A 25,021-nucleotide genomic window follows, 5' to 3' on the forward strand; every position below is an offset into this window, starting at 1 on the left:
ATTGCCAAGAGGCGACCGGGGTGCCGGCCGCCACCTCAGTTGAGCCGGCAGAGCCCGTCGCAGGCCGCGGCCGAAACGGTCTGGATGAACTCGCCAACCGCCTTCTTCGCATCCGGCTTCAGAACCGGCTGAGCCGCCTGCAGGGCCGCGATCATCGCCTGTCGATCCGCAGGCGCGACGCCTGCGGCGATATCGGCCGCGTTCTGGGCAAGGCTGCGCGCGATCAGAAGCTGATTCTCCGGCTTCAGCGCCGGATTGCGCAGCGCCAGAGACGCTCCGGTCACGATCTGCTGCAGGCCGAGACGCATCTGCCGGATCCCCTGAAAACGGGCCTCGGTTTTCTCGTCGGCCTGCAGATGTGCACCGAAATTGTTGATCGCCTGGAGGGATGCGGCGACTGCCTTCAGCAGGAAGACATGGGTCCGCGTCAGCTCGTCCTGGTACTCGACGACGTTCTTGGCCGTGTCCGGCGGCTTTCGATCGGGCGAGAACAGGGTGTAGACCTGCAGGATCCGAGACTGCTTCTGGACGATGTTGAGCAACGCCGGGATATCAGCGCCCGTATAGGGCTTCTTCCCGAGGATGGCCGGCTCGTCCCAGACATCCGCCAGCACCTTGCCTTCGACGGGATCAGCCAGGCGCGGCAGGTTCGGCCTGTTCTCCGAAGCCTTGATCATCGTCTCGACCGAAGCGAAGGCGGCGTCCATATAGGCCGATCCATTCTGCGGCACCTCGGCACGCGCAGCGAACCCCAACAGGCAGAGCCCGCCCAAAGCGGCGAGCCGTGCGATCGAACCGAACCTCGTCATGGTCTTCCTTTTCCTGCGGCGCGGGCCTCCGCCAGAAGGCAGAGCTCGGTGAAGAGGACCTGCGCCGCGCATTGCGCCGTGTTGCTGGTCGCATCGTATTGCGGCGCGACCTCGACGACATCAGCCGCCACGATGTCGCGCCCCTTGAGCGCGCGCAAAATCGCCAGCGCCTCGCGCGGCGTCAAGCCGCCGACTTCAGGCGTGCCGGTTCCGGGCGCGAAACCGGGGTCGAGCGAATCGACATCGAAGGAGACATAGGTCGGCCCTTCGCCGATCACGGCCAGCGCCTTGGCGATCACCGCCTCCAGGCCGAGATCGTCGACCTCGTTGGCGTGAATCACGGTCATGCCGGACTCGTAGGAGAACTCCCAGAGATATTCGGCGCCGCCGCGGATGCCGATCTGGATGACGCGCTCGGGATCGAGCACGCCGTCCAGCACGGCCTGGCGGAACGGCCCGCCGTGATGGAACTTCGAGCCCTCATAGGGGCCGGAGGTGTCGCAATGAGCGTCGATATGCACCATGCCGACCGGGCGCTTGGCGCCGACGGCCTTGAGGATCGAATAGGTGATGGAGTGATCGCCGCCGACCGCGAGCGGCGAGACGCCAGCCTCTACGATCGTCCGGAAGGTTGCCTCGATGTCCTCGTGGCAGCTTTCAAGCGAGTAACGCGAGCGGAACGGCACGTCGCCGATATCGGCGGCCTTGATCAGGGTGAAGGGCGCGGTGCCGAGCGCGTGGTCCATGGGACCCATCCGCTCGACAGCACGGACGGCGCGCGGCCCGAGACGGGCGCCCGCCCGGTTGGTCACGCCCAGATCCATCGGCACGCCGATGATCGCGACATCGAGCCCTCCGAGATCCGGCTTGGCCAAGGCATCCGGACGATAGGGCGCGCCGACGAAGGTGGCGACGTCCGCGAAGGGCCATTTGCGCCTGTCACCGGTGAACTGCCCGGCAGCGACCTTGGCGAAGCGCGGATCGTGAATGTCGCCACCGCTGGCGCCGGCATAGCGCTGCCGCAACCGGTTGAGCTTGTCCTGATCCATGCCTGTCTCCTTGCGGACGTTCCTCAGCCCGGAATGCGCTCGAGCATCAGCACCGGGTGGCCCTGATATTCGACCTGTCCGAAGCCCTTGTAGCCGAGCTTTTGCGCCACGCGTAGGGAGGCGTGGTTCTCGGGCGCGATGATGCAGACGCTGCGCCTTGCGCCATGGGTTTCCGCAAACCAGCGGTGAGCGGCAGCCGCCGCCTCGCTCGCATAACCCTTGCCGTGCGCCGCCGCGGCCAGAATCCAGCCGGCCTCCGGAGCGTTGTCGAAATCCGGGGACAGCCCCCTGCAACCGTCGAACAGGCCGATCTCGCCGACAAAGGCGCCGCTGTGCTTCTCGACCACCACGAACATGCCGTATCCGCGCAGAGCCCAATGGCCCGCGATGCGGGTCAACCGATGCCAGGCCTCCTCCCGGCTGAGCGTCCGGCCGCCGAGATGGCGAACGACATCCGGGTTGCTGCGCATGGCGTGGATCGCATCGAGATCGTCGATCTCGGGACGGCGCAGACGCAGGTTTTCAGTCTCGATCATGGCCGCTTTAAGCACCGCCGCAGGAGCCAGCCAAGACATGCCTCGGAACTAGCCGAAAGTCGCAAGAATCGTCGATGAAATCCCTCGCGCTTCGAAAATCCATTCGCTACAAGGCGTTTTCGAACGTCGAGCGACAGAACCGGTTTCGAAACGCTCGCATCCGCCAATGTCCGAGGAGAATCGCTAGATGAAGCGTCGTCAGTTTATCCAGACCGCGGCGGCTGGCGCCGCGGCCACCGCCGTAGCCATGCCGGCAGTCGCGCAGTCCAATCCCGAGGTGAAGTGGCGTCTGGCCTCGAGCTTCCCGAAGTCGCTCGACACGATCTATGCCGGCGCCGAGATCATGGCCAAGATGGTCTCCGAGCTGACCGACGGCAAGTTCCAGATCCAGGTCTTCGCCGCGGGTGAAATCGTCCCGGCCCTGCAGGCCCTCGACGCCGTCAGCAACAACACCGTCGAGATGTGCCACACCGTCTCGTACTACTATGTCGGCAAGGACCCGACCTTCGCGATCCCCGCCTCGGTGCCGTTCGGCCTCAACGCCCGCATGCAGAACGCCTGGCTGTTCCAGCACGGCGGCAACGAGCTCTTCAACGAATTCTACAAGAAGTTCAATGCCTACGGCCTCCCCTGCGGCAACACCGGCGCGCAGATGGGCGGCTGGTTCCGCAAGGAGATCAAGTCGACCGCCGATCTCCAGGGCCTCAAGATGCGCATCGGCGGCATCGCCGGTTCGGTGCTGCAGAAGCTCGGCGTCGTGCCGCAGCAGCTCGGCGGCGGCGACATCTACCCGGCGCTCGAGAAGGGCACCATCGACGGCGCGGAGTGGGTCGGCCCCTATGACGACGAGAAGCTCGGCTTCGCCAAGGTCGCGCCCTATTACTACTATCCGGGCTTCTGGGAAGGCGGACCGACCGTCCACGCCTTCGTGAACCTGGAGAAGTGGAATTCGCTGCCGAAGGCCTATCAGGCCGCACTGACCGCCGCCTGCACCTATGCCAACACGCAGATGGCAGGACGCTACGACGTCGTGAACCCGCCGGCGCTGAAGCGCCTGGTGGCGGCCGGCACGCAGCTGCGCCCCTTCCCGCAGGACGTGCTGGAAGCGAGCCTCAAGGCCTCGAACGAGCTCTACGGCGAAATTTCAGCGAAGAACCCGGACTTCAAGAAGGCGATCGAAACCATGGCTGCCTTCCGTTCCGACCAGTATCTCTGGTGGCAGGTGGCGGAGCTCAGCTTCGACGTCTTCCAGGTCCGCACGCGCGCACGCTAGATCGCCGTGCGTCCTACCGGACGCGAAGTGGCGATCTAGCCCTTTGTTTGAGCATCGGATTTCTCCGAAAAGTGGATTCCACTTTTCGGTCCGATGCCCTCACCAGCGAATGCCAGACATGGTTGTTTCAAGGCCCGGCATCATGCCGGGCCTTTTTCTTGACTGGCCGGCTGCCGCCGCGAGCGATCCATCGCCGATTTTCGGTCCGGCACGGCAATTCATGACGAAATTGCATGGTTACCATGCAAATACATCTTGCACCGATCACCAGACCTGCTTTGCTGGCTCGCGTCAGCAACGACCGGAAAACCGGCGTGCATGCCTGGGAGGGCGAACTTTCATGAAGCGTCGTCTATTTTTGAAGACCGCAGCAATTGGGGCGGCTGCGGGAGCGATCGCGAGTCCGGCCATTGCGCAACCGACGCCGGAGATCAAATGGCGGATCACCTCATCCTTCCCGAAATCGCTCGATACGATCTACGGCGCTGCCGAAGTGCTGGCCAAGGCCGTTTCGGAAGCGACTGACGGCAATTTCCAAATTCAGGTTTTCGCGGCTGGCGAAATCGTGCCAGCGCTGCAGGCGGCGGATGCGGTCACGAACGGCACCGTCGAGATGTGCCACACCGCCTCCTACTATTACGTCGGCAAGGATCCGACCTTCGCCTTCGGCACCGCCGTACCGTTCGGGCTCAACGCCCGCCAGCAGAATGCCTGGTTCTACCATGGCGGCGGCATGGACCTGCTGAATGAGTTCTACAAGAAAGCCAATATTTATGCACTGCCCGGCGGTAATACCGGCTGCCAGATGGGCGGCTGGTTCCGCAAGGAGATCAAGACCGCCGCCGACCTGCAGGGCGTGAAGATGCGCATTGGTGGCTTCGCCGGGCAGGTGATGAGCAAGCTCGGCGTCGTACCGCAGCAGATCGGCGGCGGCGACATCTATCCGGCGCTGGAGAAGGGCACGATCGATGCGGCCGAGTGGGTCGGCCCCGCCGATGACGAGAAGCTCGGCTTCAACAAGGTCGCCCCGTATTACTACTATCCCGGCTGGTGGGAGGGAGGCGCCGCGCTCCACTTCTTCATCAACACGGCGAAGTGGAACGAGCTGCCGAAGGTCTACAGGTCACTGCTCACGACGGCGGCCGCGCAGGCGAATATCGACATGCAGGCGAAGTATGACGCCCGCAATCCGGCCGCTCTCAAGCGCCTTGTCGCCGCCGGGGCGCAACTGCGCCCTTTTTCGCAGGAGATCCTCGAAGCCTGCCTGAAGGCGTCGAAGGAAGTCTATGCCGAAACCAGCGCCAAGAATCCGGACTTCAAGAAAATCTACGATTCGATGGCCGCCTTCCGCGGCGACGAATATCTCTGGTTCCAGATCGCAGAATATACCTACGACAACTTCCTGATCCGCTCGCGCGTTTCGAATCTGCTCTGATCCAACGGAGCTTCCGGTGCGAGCGATACTCACCCCGGCGCAAGCCGGGGTTTTTCATGACGTTGCGCCACTCCCTCGGCAACGCGCCCCATGCTATCAAGAGTGAGACGCCACAACCGCGCCTTGCTTCAGGGTTAGCAGGCATCACCACTCGGAAATCGCCATGCCCCGCACCGCCCTTGCCCTGCTCCTGACCTGCCTTGCGACGGCAACCGCAGCGCAGTCGATCGGCGAATCCTTGCCGGGGCGTGCCGCTCCTCGCGAATCCTTCAGCAAACCAGCTCCCGCCTCAGGCAAGGGTACCCGCCCCTGCCCCGAATACGGCGCCGGCTTCGTCAGGCTCGAAGGCTCCTCCCTCTGTGTCCGGGCCGGCGGCTCGGTTCGCGCCGAATTCGGGAAGAGCTCGCGCAACGGCTATGGCAGCCGCGCCGACGGGATGGTCTATCTCGAAAGCCGCGGCCAAACTGCCGTCGGCCCCGTCCGTTCGGTCCTTAGCGTTCGCGGCGCGGTCGATCGCGGCCTGGATTCCGGCCCGTTCCGCTACTGAGCTAGACCTGCGGCTTCAGCAGCCGCGCGACCTCCGCTTGTAGCACCGGAACCAGCTCTCCCTCGAACCAGGGATTGCGCTTGAGCCAGGCATTGTTGCGCCAGGACGGGTGCGGCAGCGGCAATACGCGCGGATGAACCGGCCGCGCCAGGATTTCGCGCCAGTTCGCGACCGTCGCAGAAAGATTGGCGGCCTCCTTGGCGCCGAGATGCCAGCCCTGGGCATAGCGCCCGATCGCAAGCACAAGCTCGATCCGTGGCAGCGCCGCGAAGACGCGCCCACGCCAGGTCGGCGCGCATTCCCGCCGCGGCGGCTTGTCCCCGCCCTTCGCGTCGAGCCCCGGGAAGCAATGGCCCATCGGCACGATGGCGACCTTCGCCGCGTCGTAGAAGACCGCCTCCTCGATGCCGAGCCAGCTCCGCAGCCGCACGCCGGAAGGATCGCTGAACGGGCGACCGCTGGCATGGACGCGCGTCCCCGGTGCCTGGCCGGCGATGCAGAGCCGCGCCGTCGCGGAGGCCTGGATCACCGGTCGCGGCTGGTGCGGCAGCGGCGGCGGATAGAGCGGCGCATCCCGGCAGATCCGGCAGCTGCGCAGTTCCGCCAGCACCTCGTCGAGCGTTTCGGCCTCGCTCATCGCCTCGCCAACCTGGAACGCCCGGGAGCCTGCGAGATCAGCCCGTCGCAGACCCAATCGGACTGCTTCTTTGCATAGTCGTGCGGGTCACCCTTCTCGATCCGGGCGAGGCCGTTGATGCGGCCGCTCGGACGGTTGCGGATGACATAGAGATCGCCGCTGACCTCGATGGTGAAACAATAGGTCCGGCGCGTCTCATGAGGGCCATAATAGTAGCAGACGGCATCCGCCGTCGTGGTCCAGCAGGCATCCTTGTTCGGCACGCTGCGGTTGTGGCCGCTCGCCCGGCCATCGGCATGATGATACTCGCTGAACGGCAGGCTGCTGCCGGTATAGACCCCGGAGACGGTGTTGCCTTCGAAGAGGCGCCGGATCTGCTCGCCATTCAGCCGCTCGGCCGCGCTGGCGCCGGTCGTGGCAAGAAGCCCGAGGCCGAGAGCCGCGATGCCTGCCCACGGTCGCATCAGCGCTGCGCCAGCTTCCGGCTCATCGGCGGCATCGGCGCGCGCGAGATCAGCCCGTCGCAATACCAGGGGGTGCCGTTGTCGGTGTGGTTGCGCGGATTGCCGAGCTCGACCTTGGCCAGCGCATTGACCATGCCATTGCCGACATTGCGCAGCACATAAAGATCGCCGCTCATCTCGACGGTGAAGCAATGCACCGTGCGGTCGCTCGGCGGGCCGTAATAGTAGCAGATGCGGTCCGGCTTGGTGATCCAGCAGGCATCGGTGTTGGGCTGCCAGCCATTGTGCCCGAGCGCCCGTCCGTCCGGGTCGTGATACTCGGTGAAGAAGCCGCCACTGGTGTAGCGTCCGGACACTGTGTTGCCGCGGAAGGCGCGCTCGATCGCCTCCCCGCTCAGGCGCTCGACCGCCTGCGCGGCAACCGGGAGCAGCAGGGCAAGCAGGAACAGGAAAAACCGACGCATCACGCCTTCCAGCTCGGGCGCGTCGACAGCTCACCGTGCCAGCGGCGGATATGAACGAAGTCCTCTGGCAGCGGAATGCGCGAGGGCTTCATGAAGTCGATGGCGATGCCGGCGGTGATGTCAGCCACGGTCATCGTTTCACCGCAGATGAAGGCGCTGGCGGCCAGCTGCAGTTCCAGCAGCCAGAGATGGTCGTCGATCTGGTCGCGATTGGCTTCCGCCCATTCAGGGACCTGCGCCTCGAGCTCCGCCATCGATGGATGGCTGTGGCGGAAGACGGCGGCGACGCTGGCGAACAGACCGAGCTCGACGCGCCGGTTCCACATCTCGATCGTGGCCTGCTCCTTCGCATCCCGGCCGAACAGTGCCGGCTGCGGGTGCAAGGCCTCGATATAGCGGCAGATCGCGATGGTCTCGGCGAGCGCCGTGCCGTCGTCCAGTTCGAGCACCGGCAAACGCTGCGCTGGGTTGATCCTGGTGAAGGCCTCGCTCCGATGTTCCTTCTTGGCGATATCGACCGGCACCAGCTCCGGCAGCGGCACGCCCTTCTCCGCGAAGAAGATGCGGACCCGTCGCGGATTCGGCGCCCGGCCACCGTCATAGAGCTTCATCAGATGTTCTCCGTCTCCGGCGCACCGGATCACGGCCCGCGCCGGAAGGTCAACCACATGCTGCCGCTTCGTGACGCCAACATGGCGAGCGATGCCGCATCCGGCCGGGATGGTGCGGGTTCAGCGCGGATGGGAGCGGCGCCAGGCCTCAGGCCGCTCGAACTGCAGCGCCCAGAGTCCGCGCCCAGCGGCCCGCGCCTCCTCCTCCTCGGCCTGGTAGGCGCCGTAGGACACCGCATGGCCGTCGCGGACCATGCGGGCGTTGATCTCCGCCTCGCCGATCCGGCACCGGGCCAGCCCGCGGCCGTAGCGATCGATCTTTCCGATCTCACAGGTCGCCATCCCGCCTGCCAGCATGGCCTGCAGCGCGCGCCGCGCCTCGCGCCCGCAGGCAACCTGCCGGCCGGCTCGATCCGTACAGTTCTGGCGATATTCGGGAGCGTCGACGCCTTCCAGCCGCAACTCCTCGCCGAGGAGCCGCAGCGAATCGCCATCGATCGCCTGCGCCGGCCCAACGAGCGTCCGGGCGGGGCCGAGACGGTATTGCAGGATCGCGCCGGCGAGCGCGAGAAAGCCCAGCAGCCCGAGCGCCACGACGAAATCCGTGACGCGGCCGACGCGGCGCCAGCCGAAAGGTCCGTAGCGGGAGCGGCTAAATCCGAAGGGAGCCATCAGGAAGAGCTTAACGATTTGGTGTCCATGATGGCGAGCCGTCCGCGCATGCCGCGCGGCGGGACGAGGATACACGCTCCCAATCATGGCGGAAGTGACGGCCGAACAGGTGCAGCGCGGGCGCGGGCCCGATCCTTCCGTCGTAGCGCGCCGCAAGCACGTTTCGCGGGAGGTGAAATCCGTGCGCGAGCGCCTGACCTCCTCGACCGGGCTCGAACGCGCCTTCGATTCCGAATTGCTGCGCGTCTTCGCGCAATACCGCCTGACGGGCTCCGCCGGTACGCTGGTGCTGGTCATCGGCATCGCCGCAGCCGCCTGCCTCTGGCTGCCGACCTCCTATGTCGCGCTCTGGAGCGGCGCGGTGCTCGCCAGCACGCTCGTCATCGTCGCCCTATCGCGCCGCTATCTGCGCAAGCCCGCCGATACGGTCCGGCTCAAGCGCTGGCGTCGGCTTTTCACCCTGGCGGAAGGCATTCACGGCGTCTCCTGGGCGCTGCTCCTCATGCTGTTCGCGCCTGTCGAGGCTCCCGGTGCGAAGGTCTTCGTCACCACCGCGCTGCTCATCGTCAGCGCGCTCACGGTCATGCTCTCCGCCACGATCCCGATGGCGGTCTATGCCGGTTTGACGCCGATCATCGCCGGCATCATGGCGTTCTTCTGGGAACGCCGGGACATGGACAGCGTGACGATGGCGCTGATGGCAGCCTCGGCGCAGCTCTTCTTCATCTTCCTGGCCAACCGGCTCTATGCCAGCTCGGTCGACTCGATCGGCTTCCGGGCGGAGAAGGACGCGCTGATCGCCGAGCTCGAAACCGCCAATGCGAATTCCGACGAGGCCCGGCGCAAGGCGGAGGAGGCCAACCTCGCCAAGTCGCGCTTCCTCGCCACGATGAGCCACGAGCTGCGCACGCCGCTCAATGCCATCCTCGGCTTCTCCGAGGTGATGAAAAACGAAATCTTCGGCGAGCATGCCAATTCCGCCTACAAGGAATACTCGGCCGATATTCACGGCTCAGGCCAGCATCTGCTCAATCTGATCAACGAGATTCTCGACCTGTCGCGGATCGAAGCCGGCAAATACGAGCTCAACGAAGAAGCGCTGTCGCTGATCGGCGTCGTCGAGGACTGCCAGCACATGCTGGCGCTGCGCGCCAAGGCCAAGGGCCAAAGCATCCGCACGCTCGCCGAGCCGCAATTGCCGCGGATCTGGGCCGATGAGCGCGCCATCCGGCAGGTCGTCCTCAACGTGCTGTCGAACGCAATCAAATTCACGCCGCAGGGCGGCGAGATCACGATCAAGGTCGGCTGGACGGCGACGGGCGGCCAATATGTCTCGATCGCCGATACCGGCCCGGGTATCCCCGAGAACGAGATCCCGATCGTGATGCAGAGCTTCGGGCGCGGCTCGCTCGCCATCAAGACCGCCGAGCAGGGTTCGGGGCTGGGCCTGCCGATCGTCAAGGGACTGATCGACCTCCACGGCGGCAGCTTCAACCTGAAATCGAAGCCGCGCGCCGGGACTGAAGTGACGATCACCCTGCCAGCCGAGCGCGTGATGGATACGCTCGCCGCCCTGCCCGAACCGAAGTCGCGGGCAGCGTGAATCGCATCGATCGCAACGGCGGCGCCTGAATCCTGCCTCATCGATCGGGAACATCTGCAACCGCCTCGTTCGAGGCGCCTTCACTCCTTTCTCGGACCCTCGCATCATGAACCGGAAAACGCGCGTCGCCGTGCTCTATGGCGGAAAGTCGGGCGAACACGAGGTCTCGCTGAAGTCGGCAGCCTCCGTCCTGCGCTATCTCGACCGGGATCGGTTCGAGCCCGTGCCGATCAGCATCGACAAGCAGGGCCGCTGGCAATGCCACGACCTGCGGCGCATCGAGGCGACGAACGGCGACAGCCTGCCGATCCCGGCGGATTCGCCGATGATCCGGTTCGAAGCGCAAGGCGCACAAACAGCCATCCTGCCCGCGGACAACACTGCGCCCGCCATTGCGCCGGTCGATGTGGTGTTTCCGGTGATCCACGGCCCGCTCTGCGAGGACGGTGCGGTGCAGGGTCTCCTAGAGCTGGCGGGCGCGGCTTATGTCGGTTCGGGCGTGCTGGCTTCCGCGGTCGGCATGCACAAGGATATCGCCAAGCGCCTTGCTGCGCTCGCCGGGCTGCCGGTCGCGCCCTATCTCGCCCTGTCACGACGCGACTATCGGCGCGATCCGGAAGGATCGATCGAAGCCGCACGCGAGGCGCTGACGCTCCCCGTCTTCGTCAAGCCCTGCAACATGGGCTCCAGCGTCGGCGTGCATAAGGTCAAGCGCTGGGAGGATCTCGACGCCGCGCTCACCGACGCCTTCCTGTACGACATCAAGGTGCTGATCGAGCAAGGCATCGATGCCCGCGAGATCGAGGTTGCGGTCCTCGATGGCGATCCGCCGGTGGCGAGCGTCGCGAGCGAGCTTAATGCCGGCCCGCAGCACGAGTTCTACTCCTACGAAGCCAAGTACATCGACCAGGACGGCGCGACCGTCGATCTGCCGGCCAAACTCGATGCGGGGCAGATGGCGCGTGTGCGGCAGCTCGCGATCGACGCCTTCGTCGCGCTGGAATGCAGCGGGCTGGCGCGGGTCGACTTCTTCCTCGACCGCCAAAGCGGCGCCTTCTACTTCAACGAGATCAACACGCTGCCGGGCTTCACCGCGATCAGCATGTATCCGAAGATGATGAAGGCGTCGGGCCTGCCCTACCCGGCGCTGCTCACCCGCCTGATCGAGCTGGCGCAGGAGCGCCACGCCGAGCGGGCGGGGCTGAAGACCGACTACGCGGGGTAGCTCCACTCACCACCGTCATTCTCGGGCGAAGCGGAGCTTCGACCCGAGAATCTCAGGACCAGACAACACTGGTTTCCGAGATGCTCGGGTCAAGCCCGAGCATGACGGTCAGCTTCAATCCTTCCGCGCGACCTGCGCCTGCTCGAAGGTCGCCATGCCGGAATGGACCGCCGCCGCGGCCTTGACGAGGCCGGCGGCGAGCGCCGCGCCTGTTCCCTCCCCCAGCCGCATGTCGAGCGCGAGCAGCGGCACCTTGCCGAGACGGGCGAGCACATCGGCATGGGCGCCCTCGGCCGAGAGATGGCCGGCAATGCAGTGGTCGATCGCGGAGGGCTCGATCGCATGCAGGATCGCGGCAGCTGCCGTGACGACATAGCCGTCGAGGATCACCGGAATCCGCTGCGAGCGCGCGGCGATGATCGCGCCGCAGATCGCCGCAACCTCACGCCCGCCGAGCCGGCGCAACACTTCGAGCGGGTCCTTGAGATGGGCGCGATGCAGGGCAAGCCCCGCCTCCACCGCTGCGACCTTGCGCTTGAGGCCGGCTTCATCGACGCCGGTGCCACGCCCGCACCAATGCGCGGCGTCGCCGCCATAGAGCGCGGCGTAGATCGCCGCCGCCGAGGTGGTATTGCCGATGCCCATCTCGCCGAGGCAGAGCAGGTCAGTCCCGCCGACGAGCGCTTCCATCCCGAAGGCCATGGTGGCGACGCAGGCGCGCTCGTCGAGCGCATCGGTCTGGGTGAAATCGCCCGTCGGCAGGTCGAGGGCGAGGTCGAAGACCTTGAAGCCGAGATCGTAGGCCGCGCAGATCTGGTTGATCGCAGCGCCGCCGGCGGCGAAGTTCTCCAGCATCTGGCGCGTCACCGCCTGTGGATAGGCCGAGACGCCCTGCGCCACCACGCCATGGTTGCCGGCGAAGACGCAGACAAGCGGCCGGTTGACCGCGGGTGGGGCCTTGCCCTGCCAGGCCGCGAGCCATTCGGCGATCTCCTCCATGCGGCCGAGGCTGCCGGCCGGCTTGGTGAGGTTGGCATCGCGGGCGCGCACCGCATTTGCCGCCGCCATATCGGGGCCGGGCATCGCGGCGATGAGTTCGCGGATATCGTCGAAGGGCAATCCGGAGGCGGCCATGGCTGTTCCGTCAGGCAAAGGGGCTTGCGCCGACGCGCGCAGGCGTGGCGGCGAGGTCTGCGCTGCTGCTATAGGGTCAGGCTCGGGAAGACAATCGAGCAGAGCAGCGCGGCAGGCATGGCTGAGGCCGAGACGACGACGGAGATGACCCCGCCGGACTGGCCCGGCTGGACGATCGCGACAGCGATCTGCCTGCGCTTCTGGTCGCGCCTGCCCGTCCCGCCATTGCCGGGCGAGGCCGACGGCCACGCCATCCCCGATTTCCGGAGCGTGCCGCGCGCCCTGCCCTTCGCCGCGCTCGTGATTGCTGCACCGGCCGCACTCATCGCGCTGGGCGCGGGTCTGGCCGGCCTCGGTGGTTTCGTCGTCGCTGCGCTCGCGCTCGCGGCGCAGGCGTTGACCACCGGCGCCTTCCACGAGGACGGGCTTGCCGACACCGCCGACGGGCTGTTCGGCGGACATACGCCGGAACGTCGGCTCGAAATCATGAAGGACAGCCGCATCGGCTCCTATGGCGCGCTGGCACTCGGCCTCTCGCTGCTGCTGCGGGCGAGCCTGATCGCGATGATTCTCGATCGCTCCGGCGCCTGGGCGGCAGCGGCGGCGCTGCTGGTCGCAGCGCCCTGGTCCCGCGCCGAGGCGCTGTTCCTGCTGGCGACGCAACCGGCGGCGCGCAGCAGCGGCGCGGCTGCATCGGTCGGTCAGCCGACGATCGTCACGGCGCGGATCGCACTCGCCTTGAGCCTCTTTCTCGCGACCGGAATCGCGCTGGCGGCGCAACTCCCGATCGCCGGTCTGCTGCTCGGCTTCGCGCTGGCGCATGGCGCGGCAGCGGTGCTGTCGCGGCTGGCACAGCGGCTGATCGGCGGGCAGACCGGCGACATCCTCGGCGCAGCGCAACAGCTCGCCGAGATCGCGATCTATCTCGGCCTTGCCCTGGCGCTGGGATGGGCCGGGCGATGACCGGCATCTCGACGCCCTGCATCAAGGTCTGCGTCATCGACCCAGTGAGCAGGCTCTGCGAGGGTTGCGGGCGGACACTTGCCGAGATCGCGCAATGGGGGAGGCTCAGCGAGCCCGAGCGGCACGCGATCATGGCCGAGCTGCCGAAGCGGCTGCGGGGAACGGAACGAGACGCTGCGCAAGCCGTCATTGCGAGCGCAGCGAAGCAATCCAGGGGGACTGAGTGAGACGTTCTGCCAAGTCCCCCTGGATTGCTTCGTCGCTTCGCTCCTCGCAATGACGGACGGCTCTGTCGGGCGAGCCTATTCTGCCGCCTTCGCCACCGCGATCAGCGCCTCGCCGGTCAGCCGATAGAAAACCTTCTTCGTCTGGGCGACGGCACCCAGTCCTTCATAGAAGCGCAGCAGCGGCGCGTCTTCCGCGTCGGCGGTCCAGTCGACACGGCGGTGGCCGCGCTCGATGGCGAGCTCGGCCAGCGCCTTCATCAGCGCTCGCCCCAGGCCCGCGCCGCGCGCAGCATCGGCGACGTAGATTTCCTTGAGGAAGAAGCCGGATTTCAGCCCCGGCCCCGGATAGAGATTGCAGGCGGACGCGAAGCCCAGCACCGCCTCCCCTTTCACTGCGACAAGGATGTCTACACCTGCCGGCAAAGCCGCGAGGCCTGCCCGGATCTCCTCGACCGGCGGACATGGCACCGCATAGTGGCCCTGCATCTCGACCATCAGCGCAGCCAGCGCAGAATGATCGGCGGGCTGGAGCAGCCGGATTGCGGTTTTGCTCATGGTGCGACCCGATCGCTCAGTGCAGCAGCGACCAGATGAAGCGGCCGGCGACGAAGAGCAGGAACAGGCCGAAGGCGACTTCGAGGCGGCGCTTCGAGAGCCGGTGCGCCAAGCTTGCCCCGATCGGCGCCGTCCAGATCGAGGTCGGGATGAACAGGATCATGCCGATCAGCGAGACATAGCCGAGCGAGAGCGGCGGCAGGATGTCCATCTTCGGCCAGCCGGCATAGATGAAGCCGAGCGCTCCGGGGATCGAGATCAGCACGCCGAGCCCCGAGGAGGTCGCGACCGCCTGGTGGATCGGGCGGCCATAGAAGGTCATGAACAGGCTGGAGAGCTGGCCACCGCCGATGCCCATCAGCGCCGAGAGTACGCCGATGATGCCGCCATAGGCGACCATCAGCGGCTTGCCCGGCATGTCCTCGCCGAATTTCCAGCGGTCGGCCGCGAAAAGCAGGCGGATGGCCGAGATCGTCGCCACGACGACGAAGACGAGCTTGAACAGGTCGGCGGGGGCATAGCGGGCGATCCAGCTGCCGACGATGACGCCGATCACGACCGGAACCGCCCAGATCTTGAGGATCGAGAGATCGACGAGCCCCCTGGCGCGATGCGCGTTGAAGGAGCGGATCGAGGTCGGGATGATGACGGCAAGCGACGTGCCGACGGCCAGAGGCATCCGCACCTCATCGACCACGCCGATGACACGGAAGACCTCGTAGAGCACCGGCACGATGACGGCGCCGCCGCCGACGCCGAAGACGCCGGCCAGGAGGCCCGTGGCCGCTCCCGCGAGCACGAGGGAAACGGCCAGAAAGGCGAGATCGCCGAGAGGAATGCCAGCAAGCATGGAGGTTCGATCCGGTGAAGCAGCCCGATCTCTCGGTCATTTGCGCCACCGGGACAAGATGCCGCCCCGCATGACCGCTGCGAGAAATCATGGCGCCGGGCCGATCGCCACCTTGACGCCGTGCGCCGCGCGCAGGATCGTCCCCATGCACGCAGGGGTCGACCGGACCGGGTGATCCTGCTGAGCTTGCCGCCTTTCGAGAAGGAGAACCGAACGACCGAGACTTCGACCTTTCTGCAAATTTAAATCGTTTCAACCAGCAAAAATGCCAAGGAGGACACGATGTCAGAGGGCCACCATTCGACGCAGGAAGACCCACAACCATCGCCTGAGCGGCTCTCGCGCCGCAGGCTGATCCAGGCCGCCGGCGCCAGCGCCATCGCCGCCGCTGCTACGCCGGCCTTCGCGCAAGCTCCGGCCACCCGCCCCAGCCCGCCCACAACCATCACCACGCCGCCACGCGACTTCAGCCGCCAGGGCGCGCCGACGACCTATTTCTGGGATCCGGACGTCATCGCAGTCGATCCCGTCTTCAACAACCTCGCCCAGCCGAATGCCGCGATCCAGCGGCTCTGGACCGGCGGGCTCTGGGTTGAAGGGCCGGCGTGGAACGCGCAGGGGCGCTATCTCATCTGGAGCGACATCCCGCGCAACCGGCAGATGCGCTGGATCGAGGATGACGGCCATGTCAGCGTGTTCCGCATGCCGTCCGGCTACAGCAACGGCAACAGCTTCGACTTCCAGGGCCGCCAGCTCTCCTGCGAGCATCTGAACCGCCGTGTCGTCCGCTACGAGCTCGACGGCTCGGCAACGGTGCTGGCGGATTCCTTCGAAGGCAAGAAGCTCAACTCACCCAACGACATCGTCGCCCATCCGGACGGCAGCTACTGGTTCACCGACCCGCCCTATGGCGGACAGCTCTATGAGGGCGCGCCCGATGCGCCCGGCGGACCGAGCAACGCCAATGGCAAGATCAATCCGCGCCTCGGCCAGCCGCCCGGCATCGGCCTCGCCAAGCGCGAGCTGCCGACCAATGTCTACCGGCTCGACCCGAACGGGCGGCTCGACCTCGTCATCCGCGAGGAGCAGGTGCCCGACCCGAACGGGCTGTGCTTCTCGCCGGACTTCAAGAAGCTCTACGTCGCCTCGACCGGCAAGGGGCCGGGCGACACCGGCCCCGGCGGCAAGGGCGACATCCATGTCTTCGATGTCGGCGCCGACAACAAGCTTTCCAACCAGAAGCTGTTCTCGGACTGCATGATCGACGGCATCAACTGCGGGCCAGACGGGCTGCGCTGCGACGTCGAAGGCAATCTCTGGTCCTCGAGCAATGCCGGCCGGAATGTCGGCTATAACGGCGTCACCGTGTTCAACCCGACTGGCAAGGTGATCGGCCGCATCCGGCTGCCGGAGGTCTGCGGCAATATCTGCTTCGGTGGACCGAAGCGGAACCGCCTGTTCATGGCGGCGAGCCAGTCGATCTACGCGCTCTACCTCGCCACGCAGGGCGCCGGACCGAGCTGACGCTCGGGCCTAACCCGACACCGTCATTCCGGGACAAAGCCCGGAATGACGGATGCATTGTCAGACGCGATCACACATCCAGCAGCGGCGCGAAGCCGCCATAGACGACGCGCTTGCCATCGAAGGGCATCTTGAGCGCACCCATGCGCGGGTCCGCCATCATCTTGCCCCAGGCCGCGGCGCGCGCTTCCTTCGACGGCCATTCGACCCAGCTGAAGACCACCGTCTCGCCGGCTTCCGCCTTCACCGCGCCCTTGAAATCGGTGACCTTGCCATCCGGCACATCGTCGCCCCAGGCATCGACCACGCGGCGGGCGCCGAACTCCTTGAACAGCGCCGCGTGCTCGGCGGCGAAGCTGCGATAATCGGCCTTGCGATCATTGGGCACGGCGATCAGGACGCCATCGAGGTACCCCATCGCACCGCCCTCGCCTTCATCGATGAGCGAGGCGAAGCCGCCATAGATCATGCGCTTGCCATCGAAGGGCATCTCCTGGCCCATCATCTCCTTCATGCGCGGATCGCTCATGATCTTCTCATTGGCGGCGTCACGCGTCGCCCGGTCGGGATATTCGAACCAGGAAAAGACCACGACCTCGTCAGGCGTCGCTTTCACCGCGCCCTTGAAGTCCGTCACCTTGCCGTCCGGGACATCGTCGCCCCAGGCCTCGACGTGACGCCTGACGCCGAACTCCTTGAACAGCGGCGCCGCATCGGCGGCATGCTTGCGATAACTGTCTTTGTTCGCGGCCGGAACCGCGACGACGAAACCATCGACATAAGCCATTGCGTTCTCCTCACTTGCGGCCACCCCTGCGGCCGCCTCTCAAAATGTTGATATCAACTGTATTCCTCGCATGGGAATGCGAGGAACGCGCGCTCAGCCGCAGCAGGAAGCGGTTGCCAGCAGGGGCTGGAAGTTCGCCGCGCCCTTCGGCTCGTCCTCGTAGCGGTCGTGATGGCGCATCCAGTCCATGATCCCATCCTCGTTGCGGCCCTTCGGCATCAGGTCGAGGAAGTTGTAGGCGCCGATCAGCAGGTCGCCGCCGCGGGCGTAGGTCGAGTAGGTGTGGAAGATCTCGCCGGCCGCGTTGCGATAGAAGACGCTGAAGCCCGGCATCTCGCCGCCCTCGCCGTCATGCATCTCGTAATTGTACTCATAGCGGCCAGCGGCCTTCTCCGCCGGGCTCGGCGAGACGTGGAAGTCGTGATTGAAGTCGCTGCCGGCCGAGGACACCCAGGGGAACTCCCAGCCCATCCGACGCCGGAACGGCTGGAACTCGGCATAGGGCGCCCGCGAGACGGCGACCAGGCTGACGTCGTGATGCTTCAGATGCTGGTTCGCGCCGTCGAAATGATCGGCGAGGAAGGAGCAGCCCGGGCAGCCTTCCTTGGCGCCAGGCCCGAACATGAAGTGATAGACGAGGAGCTGGCTCTTGCCGGCGAACAGATCAGCCAGGGACAGCCGCCCATTCGGGCCGGCGAAGACATAGTCCTTGTCGATCCTGACCCAGGGCAGCGCGCGCCGCTCTGCCGAGAGCGCATCGCGCTGTCGGGTGAACTCCTTTTCATGGGCGAGATGGGCCTTGCGGGCCGCAAGCCATTCTTCACGGGATACGATCCTGTGTTCCATCCTCTCCGCTCCTGTGTTTCCGCCGGCCCGTGCCGGCGGCGTTTTCCTGCGCTGCCGGACGGGGCAGCGTCTTGCTTCGCCTTCAGGCGAAGTAAGCCTCGAGCTTCTCCATGGTTCCGGTCCAGCCATGGGTATGGCCGCGAACGGCCGCATCGTCGAACAGCTTCTCGTGCAGCAGGGTCAGGATCGTGCCCTCCCCATCCGGCTTCAATGTGACGGTGACGCGTGAAACACGCTCCGGCGTCGTCACCCAGGACCAGCTGAAGACGAGGCGCTCGTTCTCGACGACATCGAGGTAACGCCCGGACACCTCGTGGCGCTCGCCAGTGTTCTCGATCATCACGACGCGGTAGGCGCCGTCGACACGCGGGTCGATTTCGGCCTCCTGCGCCACGACGTTCTCCGGCCCGAACCAGCGCACGAGCAGCTCCGGATCGGTCCAGGCCCTGTAGACCTCCGCCGGCGACGCGTTGAGGCGGCGCTTCATGGTGAGGCTCGGTGTCACCTGTTGATGCATGCGCCTGCTTCCTCCTTTAGATCGCTTCCGCGCTTCTGCGAACCGCGAAACGATCTAACTCCTTGTTTGATCGCATTTTCTTCACGCGAACCGGCATCCACTTCGCTCGAAAATGCTCTAGATCGCCGCGCGTCCTTTCGGACGCGAAGTGGTGATCTATCCCATTGTTTGAGCATCGGATTTGCCCGAAAAGTGGTTTCCACTTTTCGGGCCGATGCTCTAGCCCTCGCCCCTGCGCCGCGCTTCGAGCAGCGCCTCCAGCGCATCGAGCCTCTGGGTCCAGAAGCGCTGATAATGCGCCAGCCAACCCATCGCTTCCTCCATCGGCTCGGCGTTGAGACGACAGGACACGGTGCGTCCCGTCTTCGTCCGCGTGACCAGCCCAGCGTCCGACAGGACGTCGAGATGCTTCATGATCGCCGGCAGCGAGACCGGAAACGGCTTCGCCAACTCGCTGACGGAAAGCCCGTCCTCCTGCTCCAGCCGCGCCAGCATGGCCCTCCGCGTCGGATCCGCCAATGCGGAGAACGTCCTGTCGAGCTGCGCTTCTTGAAACTTAACCATTAAGTTAAGTTTAGGAGCAAGCCACGCACTCGGTCAAGCCCTGTTCATTCGAAGGCGACGGGAGAAGATGTAGGGAAAGGCGAAGTTTGCCGCAGTTGCACTTAGCGACCGCAAAACGAGCATAATGGTCGCGTTTGGGTGTCATTCTCGTTTGCTCAGCTCAATCCTAAGCTAGGCGCAGGCTGAGACTTGAATATGGTCCAAAGCGCGAAGCCAGCAGTCTCCTAGAACGTCTGGGTACGCGAGCGCTGTTCATCCTCAAATCATATGTGGGATACTGCGCGGTGCGAGGAGCGCCAGGCGTGGATTTTATGACAACGCCGGTTCAGAAGCCCAGCGAGCCTCCAGAGGAGTGACGCGTTGTCGGCGCCCCCTATGGCTTACAGAAGCACGCATGCTCCATTTCGAGCTTTTCCGGAGGAGGCGGTGAGACTGGTCAAGCCCGACCTCGCCTTCCCTCGGTTTAAGTGGGCAAATGTTGGCGTCTGGCCTAACGACCTCTTAGATTTGCCTGTCCGCAGCGATAATCGACCCATTGTTCATAAGAAAACGTGGGTCAACTGCGCGCTTAACGGCATTCATAAGCTGGAGTTTTTGCCCGTCCGCGTAATTGTTCAACAAATGCCGCTTGAAGCGCCCTACGCCATGCTCTGCACTAAAAGTGCCACCATGCTTCAACGCGAGATCAAATAATGCTGGCGAAAGTTCATTCTCGATCTTTGCTGAAAAGCTCAACCGGTCCAACCCTTTTGGCACCAGCACATTGAAATGGATGTTTCCATCTCCGACATGCCCATACATCGATAGTTCGAGAGCCTGGTCATACCTGCGGACTAATTCGATGGCCTCGCGACGAAAGTTATCTGCAGATGATAGCGGCGTTGCAATGTCGTGTTTGACGGATCCGCCGGCAGATTTCTCATTCTCGGGAAGGTGTTCTCTCCTGCGCCACATCTCGTCGCGTTGGCGCCCGCCGTTGGCAACGAGTGCATCGTCGACCCACCCTTCCTCGATAAACCGCTCCAAAACGCCAGTGAGCACATCTTCGAGTGGGATTTTGCTGCTAGAGGAGGATAGTTCCAAGAGGACAGCCCCACCGGCGCCCCCCGAAAGCGCTCCGACGCTTGATGCGGGCGCTAACGCCAGCGATCGGTTCGATATGAACTCGAAAGAACTGATAAGATCAGCGCTTTCTCGGCGCGCAATCGCAATCATCTCGCTTAGCGGAGCATCCGGAGCCAGCTTGACCCAAGCGGTCGCGTAAGTTTGAACAGCGGGATACAATCGAAGGACCGCACCGGTAATTATGCCCAAAGAACCCTCGCTGCCGATGAACAGCTGCTTTATATCATAGCCGGTATTGTTCTTCCGCAAAGCCAGCATATCATTGAAAATCGTACCATCGGGAAGAACTACCTCCAGACCAAGGGTCAATTCTCGCGCCATACCATAGCGCAGGACAGAAATTCCGCCGGCATTAGTTGCTAGGTTTCCGCCAATGGTACACGAACCTTGCGATCCCAGCGATAAGCCAAACGCAAGCCCCTCGCGCGCTGCAGCGTCATGTACAGCCTGAAGTGTTATTCCGGCATCCACCGAGATGGTCGAGCCAATGCGATCCAGAGACCTGACAGCAGTCATCCGTTCAAGGCTAACGATGGCTTGAGTCGCAGAATCATCAGGTGTGGCGCCTCCACAGTAGCCTGTGTTGCCGCCCTGAGGCACCAGTTCAACGCCAAGCTGGTGGGCAATCTTGGTGATCGTAGCCACCTCCTCAGTTGTTTTTGGTCGCAAAACTGCTCGCGACCGCCCGGTCATCAGGGCACGCTGATCGGTTTCATACCGCGCTCGAAGAGATGGGTCGGTGAGAATAGCTGACGGCTCCAACGACGTACGAAGCGCATTGATGAAGGGGTCGATGGACATGCTGTGTCTCACGGGTGTCCGAGTTTTTGACGAGGATCGATCGAATGCGTGCCTGCGCTTAAGACAAGCCCCTACGCCGCAACCTTGGCGAGGCTCGGCGCGACGGCGAAGGAAGCCGCCGTCTTGGCCTTGACCTCGTCGAGGGTGACGCCGGGCGCAAGCTCGATCAGGGTCAGGCCACCGCCATTCGCCTTGTCGCAGGACATGACGCACAGATCGGTGATGATCAGGTCGACGACGCCGGCGCCGGTCAGCGGCAGCGAGCAGCGCTCCAGCACCTTGGATTCGCCAGCCTTGTTGGCGTGATCCATCACGACGATGACCTTCTTGACGCCGGCGACGAGATCCATCGCGCCGCCCATGCCCTTCACCATCTTGCCCGGGATGGTCCAGTTGGCGATGTCGCCATTCGCGGCCACTTCCATGGCGCCGAGGATGGTCAGGTCGATATGGCCGCCGCGGATCATCGCGAAGCTATCAGCCGAGGAGAAGAAGCTGGAGCTCGGCAGTGCCGTGATCGTCTGCTTGCCGGCATTGATCAGGTCGGGATCGGCCTCGCCCTCATAGGGAAAGGGGCCGATGCCGAGCAGGCCGTTTTCCGACTGCAGCGTCACGTCGACGCCGTCTGGAATGTAGTTTGCCACCAGCGTCGGAATGCCGATGCCGAGATTGACGTAGAAGCCGTCCTGCAGCTCCTTGGCCGCGCGGGCGGCGACCTCTTCGCGGGTCCAGGCCATCAGGCTGCCTCCCTCTTGCGCTCGGTCAGCTTCTCGATGCGCTTCTCGTTGATCGTGCTCTTGATGATGCGGTCGACATAGATGCCGGGGGTGTGGATCGCCTCGGGATCGAGCGATCCGACCGGCACGATCTCCTCGACCTCGGCCACTGTCACCTTGCCGGCGGTCGCCATGTTGGGGTTGAAGTTCCGCGCCGTGCGCCGGTAGACGAGGTTGCCGGCGGTGTCGGCCTTCCAGGCCTTGACGATGGCGAGGTCGGCGCGCAGCCAGGTCTCGCGGACATAAAGCCCGCCCTCGAACTCCTCGACCGGCTTGCCCTCGGCGACGACAGTGCCGACGCCGGTCCTGGTGTAGAAGGCCGGGATGCCGGCGCCGCCAGCGCGGATGCGCTCGGCCAGCGTGCCCTGCGGGTTGAGCTCGAGCTCCAATTCGCCGGCCAGGTACTGCTGCTCGAACAGCTTGTTCTCGCCGACATAGGAGGCGATCATCTTCTTGATCTGCCGGGTCTGCAGCAGCATCCACAGGCCGAAGCCGTCGGCGCCGGCATTGTTCGAGATCACCGTCAGGTTCTTCACGCCGGAATCGCGGATCTGCGGAATCAGGCTCTCCGGATTGCCGGACAGGCCAAAGCCGCCGGACATGATCGTCATCCCGTCGAAAAGCAGCCCCTCCAGCGCAGCCGCAGGGCTGTCGTAGTTCTTACCCACGTCGCTTCCCCTACCGGCCAATCTGGAGGATGTCCCTCGCCTCTTCAGAAGACGCTAGACGGGCTCCTAGAGACTCAACGATCTGCCGCGCCTTACGAACCAGCTGAGCATTGCTCTCAGCCAATACCCCCTTCGAAATGTAGATGTTGTCCTCGAGGCCTACTCGAACGTGGCCTCCGTGGAGAAGCGAGAGCGCAACGAAGGGAAAGGACATACGGCCGATTCCGAACGCCGCCCAAATTGACTCCGTCGGGAGCATCCGAACCATCGTCGCGAGAGCGTCCGGCGTCGCCGGAGCTCCGTATTTCACCCCCATAACCAATTGAACCAGCGGCTTTCTGTCCAAGGTGCCGTCAGCAATCAGGTCGTTCGCCAGCTGAATGTCGCCGGTATCGAACAATTCGAGTTCGGGCAGCACGCCGAACTTGCGAATCTCCGCTGCCATCGCCCTCACCGTGGGGGGAGTATTCATGACGATCGATCCGAAAGAGAACATCGTATTGAGATCGAGCGTGCAGATCTCCGGACGGATCGCCCCAACATGCTCCACGCGTTTTTCCGGCGTGGTCAGGGTCGTGCCCGGGCCCGCGACGCGGATGTCTTCGCTCGAAGGGGTGAACCGGCTTCCAGGGCCGGTCGTCAGATTAATGATCAGCCGGGGTGAAGCTTCGCGAATACGATTAACGACGTCCTGGTACAGCCCGATATCCATCGATGGCGCCCCGGTCTCGGGATTCCGAACATGAATATGGACTACTGCAGCCCCCGCCTCCCCCGCTTCAATACAAGCGTCTGCGATCTGCTGTGGAGTGATCGGGAGCCCTGGATGCTGGTCAGGCCGGGTGAGATTTCCTGTAACAGCACAGGTTAGGATTGTTGCGTTCTTTCCAAGACCAATCACGGTCGCCTCCAACTGGTAGCTGTAGCTCTTCGCGGTGAGAATCGCGGGCTAACGCGCGAAAAGATGCCCGTATCGCTGAATGAAACCGCGGATCGCCTCGGCGATGCCATCGACGTGCTCGTCCTCAATCAGTACCGACAACGACATCATCCCGCGCTGAGCGATCCAGAATCCCGACTGCACCATATGGAGCCAAAGCAATTCACGAAGATCCGACGAGGACCTCTTGGCCTGCCAAGCGTCAGAAATCGGGCCGTCAACGAAATGGATATTCATGATCGAGCCGAGACCGCTCGCGGTCATTCTGACGCGATGCTCAGCGGCGAGACCGTTGATGCGCTTTCTCAGTCGATCTCCGCGCTGATTGAGCTCCGCGCAAGCCCTGTCGTCGAACAGCTCGCTCAGCACTGCGACGCCACAGCTCATGGTAATGGAGTTATTGTTGAACGTTCCGGCATGCGACAGGCCGCCTTTCCGCCGCGGATCGAACTGCTCCATGATCGCCTTTGCACCGCCGAAGGCGCCGAACGATACGCCACCAGCAAGGTATTTGCCGACCGTTGTCAGATCGGGATCGATGCCGTGGACCGACTGAAGGCCACCGGGAGCGAGGCGCGAAGTTTGAACCTCGTCAAAGATTAGCAGCGCCCCGTCGCGGCGCGTCACGTCCCGCACAGCTTGCAAGAATTGGGGTGTCGCGGGGACGCAACCCGCGCTTCCCATCATCGGTTCAATCAACGCACCCGCAACCTGCCCGGGATGTTCGGCGAAGTAGCGTTCGAGGGTGCCGACGTCGTTATAGGGTAGGATCTCGGTATCGTAAGGCGCGTTGCTGCTCAGCTTGTCGCCGGCAGGATAACGCAACACACTGCCGTGATAGGCGCCCTCAAAAACAACCAGCTTCGTTCTACCGGTGAATCCGACCGCGGCCGTGATGGCCATCATGTTGGCTTCGGTGCCGGAGTTTGTGAAGCGTACCAACTCGATCGATTTGAAGCGCTGGACTATCAAGCGGGCAAGCTCCGCCTCGTCGGTATTGTGCCCGCCAAGACTGAGACCGCGCTCGACGCCTCGTGCAATCGCCTTTCGAAGGACGGGATGCGAATGCCCGAACAGGCCGGCGGTATACTCTCCAAGGAAATCGACGTAGCGGTGTCCGTCTATATCCCACAAATAGGCGTTCTCGCCTTTGGCAATCGTCAATGGAAAAGGAGGAGTGTAGATCACGGTCCGGGTGTTGCCGCCCGGGAGTACCGTGGCGGCCATTTGGTTATGGTCGCGGCTCTTAGGGTTCGCTTCGGCGAAGGCTCTGCGGGCAGCCGACAGGGCCGCTTCCAAAGAATTGTCCCTGTAATTGCTGCTCGTTTCGGAGGCGCGGGATTTTGCGGAGTCGGACATGGCTGCACCTTGCGTGTCGAATGTTGGTTGATTGCTGAGAGTAGGAGGGCGCCAGCGGCA

28 protein-coding genes are annotated in these 25,021 nt (G+C 64.3%); 8 read left to right on the forward strand and 20 right to left on the reverse strand.

All coding sequences use genetic code 11. The annotated features are described in order from the left end of the window. Positions 1–35: 35 nt before the first annotated feature. Genes FQV39_RS09740 through FQV39_RS09750 form a run of 3 tightly spaced genes read right to left on the reverse strand, consistent with a single transcriptional unit; the run spans position 36 to position 2,394 of the window. Positions 36–809, reverse strand: coding sequence for a hypothetical protein (locus FQV39_RS09740; RefSeq protein ID WP_149130108.1), 774 nt, complete (start codon positions 807–809; stop codon positions 36–38). Next, positions 806–1,858: an agmatinase gene (gene speB / locus FQV39_RS09745; protein ID WP_149130109.1), complete on the reverse strand. Its 1,053-nt coding sequence runs from the start codon at positions 1,856–1,858 to the stop codon at positions 806–808. The genes FQV39_RS09740 and speB overlap by 4 nt, the downstream gene beginning before the upstream one ends. Before the next feature lie 23 nt (positions 1,859–1,881). Next, entirely contained in the window at positions 1,882–2,394 is a 513-nt protein-coding gene (locus tag FQV39_RS09750; protein WP_149130110.1) for a GNAT family N-acetyltransferase, read from the reverse strand. Positions 2,395–2,581: 187 nt separating this feature from the next. Between FQV39_RS09750 and FQV39_RS09755 the strand changes: the two genes are divergently transcribed. The 3 genes from FQV39_RS09755 (at position 2,582) to FQV39_RS09765 (ending at position 5,649) form a co-directional block, all read left to right on the forward strand. Beyond that, a complete protein-coding gene (locus FQV39_RS09755; protein WP_149130111.1) occupies positions 2,582–3,667 on the forward strand; it encodes a TRAP transporter substrate-binding protein in 1,086 nt (361 codons plus the stop codon). Between the two features lie 340 nt (positions 3,668–4,007). Then, the gene (locus tag FQV39_RS09760; protein WP_149133756.1) at positions 4,008–5,102 is read left to right on the forward strand and encodes a TRAP transporter substrate-binding protein; all 1,095 of its coding nucleotides are present in this window, start codon (positions 4,008–4,010) and stop codon (positions 5,100–5,102) included. 163 nt (positions 5,103–5,265) lie between these two features. Further along, a complete protein-coding gene (locus FQV39_RS09765) occupies positions 5,266–5,649 on the forward strand; it encodes a porin family protein (protein WP_149130112.1) in 384 nt (127 codons plus the stop codon). Between the two features lies 1 nt (position 5,650). Here FQV39_RS09765 and FQV39_RS09770 read toward each other — a convergent pair whose 3' ends face one another. From FQV39_RS09770 to FQV39_RS09790, 5 genes are all read right to left on the reverse strand, one after another. Beyond that, a complete protein-coding gene (locus tag FQV39_RS09770) occupies positions 5,651–6,286 on the reverse strand; it encodes a uracil-DNA glycosylase family protein (RefSeq protein ID WP_149130113.1) in 636 nt (211 codons plus the stop codon). Next, positions 6,283–6,750: a hypothetical protein gene (locus FQV39_RS09775; protein WP_149130114.1), complete on the reverse strand. Its 468-nt coding sequence runs from the start codon at positions 6,748–6,750 to the stop codon at positions 6,283–6,285. The genes FQV39_RS09770 and FQV39_RS09775 overlap by 4 nt, the downstream gene beginning before the upstream one ends. Next, complete coding sequence (locus FQV39_RS09780) at positions 6,750–7,214, reverse strand: hypothetical protein (RefSeq protein WP_149130115.1); 465 nt, start codon at positions 7,212–7,214, stop codon at positions 6,750–6,752. Before FQV39_RS09780 ends, FQV39_RS09775 begins: the two co-directional genes overlap by 1 nt. After that, positions 7,214–7,825, reverse strand: a complete 612-nt coding sequence (locus tag FQV39_RS09785) for a glutathione S-transferase family protein (RefSeq protein ID WP_149130116.1) — start codon at positions 7,823–7,825, stop codon at positions 7,214–7,216. Before FQV39_RS09785 ends, FQV39_RS09780 begins: the two co-directional genes overlap by 1 nt. A 120-nt stretch (positions 7,826–7,945) precedes the next feature. Then, positions 7,946–8,497 (reverse strand): thermonuclease family protein, encoded by a 552-nt coding sequence (locus tag FQV39_RS09790; RefSeq protein WP_187640229.1) that lies wholly within the window; start codon positions 8,495–8,497, stop codon positions 7,946–7,948. Between the two features lie 85 nt (positions 8,498–8,582). On the opposite strand from FQV39_RS09790, the gene FQV39_RS09795 reads away from it, so the two are divergent. Both FQV39_RS09795 and FQV39_RS09800 read left to right on the forward strand, forming a co-directional pair. After that, the gene (locus FQV39_RS09795) at positions 8,583–10,100 is read left to right on the forward strand and encodes a sensor histidine kinase (protein ID WP_149130118.1); all 1,518 of its coding nucleotides are present in this window, start codon (positions 8,583–8,585) and stop codon (positions 10,098–10,100) included. A 106-nt stretch (positions 10,101–10,206) separates the two neighbouring features. Next, the gene (locus FQV39_RS09800) at positions 10,207–11,325 is read left to right on the forward strand and encodes a D-alanine--D-alanine ligase family protein (protein WP_149130119.1); all 1,119 of its coding nucleotides are present in this window, start codon (positions 10,207–10,209) and stop codon (positions 11,323–11,325) included. 114 nt (positions 11,326–11,439) lie between these two features. Here FQV39_RS09800 and cobT read toward each other — a convergent pair whose 3' ends face one another. Continuing rightward, positions 11,440–12,459 carry a nicotinate-nucleotide--dimethylbenzimidazole phosphoribosyltransferase gene (cobT, locus tag FQV39_RS09805; RefSeq protein WP_149130120.1) on the reverse strand — a complete coding sequence of 340 codons (1,020 nt, stop codon included), beginning with the start codon at positions 12,457–12,459 and terminating at the stop codon, positions 11,440–11,442. A gap of 117 nt (positions 12,460–12,576) precedes the next feature. On the opposite strand from cobT, the gene FQV39_RS09810 reads away from it, so the two are divergent. Next, complete coding sequence (locus FQV39_RS09810; protein WP_149130121.1) at positions 12,577–13,422, forward strand: adenosylcobinamide-GDP ribazoletransferase; 846 nt, start codon at positions 12,577–12,579, stop codon at positions 13,420–13,422. Continuing rightward, positions 13,419–13,649 carry a DUF1289 domain-containing protein gene (locus tag FQV39_RS09815; RefSeq protein WP_149130122.1) on the forward strand — a complete coding sequence of 77 codons (231 nt, stop codon included), beginning with the start codon at positions 13,419–13,421 and terminating at the stop codon, positions 13,647–13,649. The genes FQV39_RS09810 and FQV39_RS09815 overlap by 4 nt, the downstream gene beginning before the upstream one ends. 75 nt (positions 13,650–13,724) lie before the next feature. Here the strand turns inward: FQV39_RS09815 and FQV39_RS09820 are convergent, their stop codons facing one another. Both FQV39_RS09820 and FQV39_RS09825 read right to left on the reverse strand, forming a co-directional pair. Further along, the gene (locus FQV39_RS09820; protein WP_149130123.1) at positions 13,725–14,204 is read right to left on the reverse strand and encodes a GNAT family N-acetyltransferase; all 480 of its coding nucleotides are present in this window, start codon (positions 14,202–14,204) and stop codon (positions 13,725–13,727) included. A 16-nt stretch (positions 14,205–14,220) separates the two neighbouring features. Further along, positions 14,221–15,054, reverse strand: coding sequence for a sulfite exporter TauE/SafE family protein (locus FQV39_RS09825; protein ID WP_149130124.1), 834 nt, complete (start codon positions 15,052–15,054; stop codon positions 14,221–14,223). A gap of 282 nt (positions 15,055–15,336) precedes the next feature. On the opposite strand from FQV39_RS09825, the gene FQV39_RS09830 reads away from it, so the two are divergent. Next, positions 15,337–16,578 carry an SMP-30/gluconolactonase/LRE family protein gene (locus tag FQV39_RS09830; protein ID WP_149130125.1) on the forward strand — a complete coding sequence of 414 codons (1,242 nt, stop codon included), beginning with the start codon at positions 15,337–15,339 and terminating at the stop codon, positions 16,576–16,578. Between the two features lie 70 nt (positions 16,579–16,648). Here the strand turns inward: FQV39_RS09830 and FQV39_RS09835 are convergent, their stop codons facing one another. From FQV39_RS09835 to FQV39_RS09875, 9 genes are all read right to left on the reverse strand, one after another. Then, positions 16,649–17,365: a DUF1428 domain-containing protein gene (locus FQV39_RS09835; protein WP_149130126.1), complete on the reverse strand. Its 717-nt coding sequence runs from the start codon at positions 17,363–17,365 to the stop codon at positions 16,649–16,651. Between the two features lie 93 nt (positions 17,366–17,458). Then, a complete protein-coding gene (locus tag FQV39_RS09840; protein ID WP_149130127.1) occupies positions 17,459–18,211 on the reverse strand; it encodes a DUF899 domain-containing protein in 753 nt (250 codons plus the stop codon). An 82-nt stretch (positions 18,212–18,293) separates the two neighbouring features. After that, positions 18,294–18,728 (reverse strand): SRPBCC family protein, encoded by a 435-nt coding sequence (locus FQV39_RS09845; RefSeq protein ID WP_149130128.1) that lies wholly within the window; start codon positions 18,726–18,728, stop codon positions 18,294–18,296. A gap of 219 nt (positions 18,729–18,947) precedes the next feature. Further along, complete coding sequence (locus FQV39_RS09850) at positions 18,948–19,292, reverse strand: ArsR/SmtB family transcription factor (RefSeq protein ID WP_149130129.1); 345 nt, start codon at positions 19,290–19,292, stop codon at positions 18,948–18,950. A 501-nt stretch (positions 19,293–19,793) separates the two neighbouring features. Next, on the reverse strand, positions 19,794–21,218 hold the full coding sequence (locus tag FQV39_RS09855) for an FAD-binding oxidoreductase (protein WP_149130130.1): 1,425 nt from the start codon (positions 21,216–21,218) through the stop codon (positions 19,794–19,796). A gap of 71 nt (positions 21,219–21,289) precedes the next feature. Then, positions 21,290–21,955: a 3-oxoacid CoA-transferase subunit B gene (locus FQV39_RS09860; RefSeq protein WP_149130131.1), complete on the reverse strand. Its 666-nt coding sequence runs from the start codon at positions 21,953–21,955 to the stop codon at positions 21,290–21,292. Further along, a complete protein-coding gene (locus FQV39_RS09865; RefSeq protein WP_149130132.1) occupies positions 21,955–22,662 on the reverse strand; it encodes a CoA transferase subunit A in 708 nt (235 codons plus the stop codon). Before FQV39_RS09865 ends, FQV39_RS09860 begins: the two co-directional genes overlap by 1 nt. Positions 22,663–22,672: 10 nt before the next feature. Further along, positions 22,673–23,563: a beta-keto acid cleavage family enzyme gene (locus FQV39_RS09870; RefSeq protein WP_349238585.1), complete on the reverse strand. Its 891-nt coding sequence runs from the start codon at positions 23,561–23,563 to the stop codon at positions 22,673–22,675. Positions 23,564–23,611: 48 nt separating this feature from the next. Beyond that, entirely contained in the window at positions 23,612–24,961 is a 1,350-nt protein-coding gene (locus FQV39_RS09875; RefSeq protein ID WP_149130133.1) for an aspartate aminotransferase family protein, read from the reverse strand. Between the last annotated feature and the right edge of the window lie 60 nt (positions 24,962–25,021).

It is taken from the genome of Bosea sp. F3-2 (genome assembly GCF_008253865.1).
Classification (GTDB): Bacteria; Pseudomonadota; Alphaproteobacteria; order Rhizobiales; family Beijerinckiaceae; genus Allobosea.

Bases quoted from the DNA above. Each gene is read 5' to 3' on its own strand.
- FQV39_RS09740 (WP_149130108.1), bottom strand. From the start codon at position 809: ATGACGAGGTTCGGTTCGATCGCACGGCTCGCCGCTTTGGGCGGGCTC.
- speB (WP_149130109.1), bottom strand. From the start codon at position 1,858: ATGGATCAGGACAAGCTCAACCGGTTGCGGCAGCGCTATGCCGGCGCC.
- FQV39_RS09750 (WP_149130110.1), bottom strand. From the start codon at position 2,394: ATGATCGAGACTGAAAACCTGCGTCTGCGCCGTCCCGAGATCGACGAT.
- FQV39_RS09755 (WP_149130111.1), top strand. From the start codon at position 2,582: ATGAAGCGTCGTCAGTTTATCCAGACCGCGGCGGCTGGCGCCGCGGCC.
- FQV39_RS09760 (WP_149133756.1), top strand. From the start codon at position 4,008: ATGAAGCGTCGTCTATTTTTGAAGACCGCAGCAATTGGGGCGGCTGCG.
- FQV39_RS09765 (WP_149130112.1), top strand. From the start codon at position 5,266: ATGCCCCGCACCGCCCTTGCCCTGCTCCTGACCTGCCTTGCGACGGCA.
- FQV39_RS09770 (WP_149130113.1), bottom strand. From the start codon at position 6,286: ATGAGCGAGGCCGAAACGCTCGACGAGGTGCTGGCGGAACTGCGCAGC.
- FQV39_RS09775 (WP_149130114.1), bottom strand. From the start codon at position 6,750: ATGCGACCGTGGGCAGGCATCGCGGCTCTCGGCCTCGGGCTTCTTGCC.
- FQV39_RS09780 (WP_149130115.1), bottom strand. From the start codon at position 7,214: ATGCGTCGGTTTTTCCTGTTCCTGCTTGCCCTGCTGCTCCCGGTTGCC.
- FQV39_RS09785 (WP_149130116.1), bottom strand. From the start codon at position 7,825: ATGAAGCTCTATGACGGTGGCCGGGCGCCGAATCCGCGACGGGTCCGC.
- FQV39_RS09790 (WP_187640229.1), bottom strand. From the start codon at position 8,497: ATGGCTCCCTTCGGATTTAGCCGCTCCCGCTACGGACCTTTCGGCTGG.
- FQV39_RS09795 (WP_149130118.1), top strand. From the start codon at position 8,583: ATGGCGGAAGTGACGGCCGAACAGGTGCAGCGCGGGCGCGGGCCCGAT.
- FQV39_RS09800 (WP_149130119.1), top strand. From the start codon at position 10,207: ATGAACCGGAAAACGCGCGTCGCCGTGCTCTATGGCGGAAAGTCGGGC.
- cobT (WP_149130120.1), bottom strand. From the start codon at position 12,459: ATGGCCGCCTCCGGATTGCCCTTCGACGATATCCGCGAACTCATCGCC.
- FQV39_RS09810 (WP_149130121.1), top strand. From the start codon at position 12,577: ATGGCTGAGGCCGAGACGACGACGGAGATGACCCCGCCGGACTGGCCC.
- FQV39_RS09815 (WP_149130122.1), top strand. From the start codon at position 13,419: ATGACCGGCATCTCGACGCCCTGCATCAAGGTCTGCGTCATCGACCCA.
- FQV39_RS09820 (WP_149130123.1), bottom strand. From the start codon at position 14,204: ATGAGCAAAACCGCAATCCGGCTGCTCCAGCCCGCCGATCATTCTGCG.
- FQV39_RS09825 (WP_149130124.1), bottom strand. From the start codon at position 15,054: ATGCTTGCTGGCATTCCTCTCGGCGATCTCGCCTTTCTGGCCGTTTCC.
- FQV39_RS09830 (WP_149130125.1), top strand. From the start codon at position 15,337: ATGTCAGAGGGCCACCATTCGACGCAGGAAGACCCACAACCATCGCCT.
- FQV39_RS09835 (WP_149130126.1), bottom strand. From the start codon at position 17,365: ATGGCTTATGTCGATGGTTTCGTCGTCGCGGTTCCGGCCGCGAACAAA.
- FQV39_RS09840 (WP_149130127.1), bottom strand. From the start codon at position 18,211: ATGGAACACAGGATCGTATCCCGTGAAGAATGGCTTGCGGCCCGCAAG.
- FQV39_RS09845 (WP_149130128.1), bottom strand. From the start codon at position 18,728: ATGCATCAACAGGTGACACCGAGCCTCACCATGAAGCGCCGCCTCAAC.
- FQV39_RS09850 (WP_149130129.1), bottom strand. From the start codon at position 19,292: ATGGTTAAGTTTCAAGAAGCGCAGCTCGACAGGACGTTCTCCGCATTG.
- FQV39_RS09855 (WP_149130130.1), bottom strand. From the start codon at position 21,218: ATGTCCATCGACCCCTTCATCAATGCGCTTCGTACGTCGTTGGAGCCG.
- FQV39_RS09860 (WP_149130131.1), bottom strand. From the start codon at position 21,955: ATGGCCTGGACCCGCGAAGAGGTCGCCGCCCGCGCGGCCAAGGAGCTG.
- FQV39_RS09875 (WP_149130133.1), bottom strand. From the start codon at position 24,961: ATGTCCGACTCCGCAAAATCCCGCGCCTCCGAAACGAGCAGCAATTAC.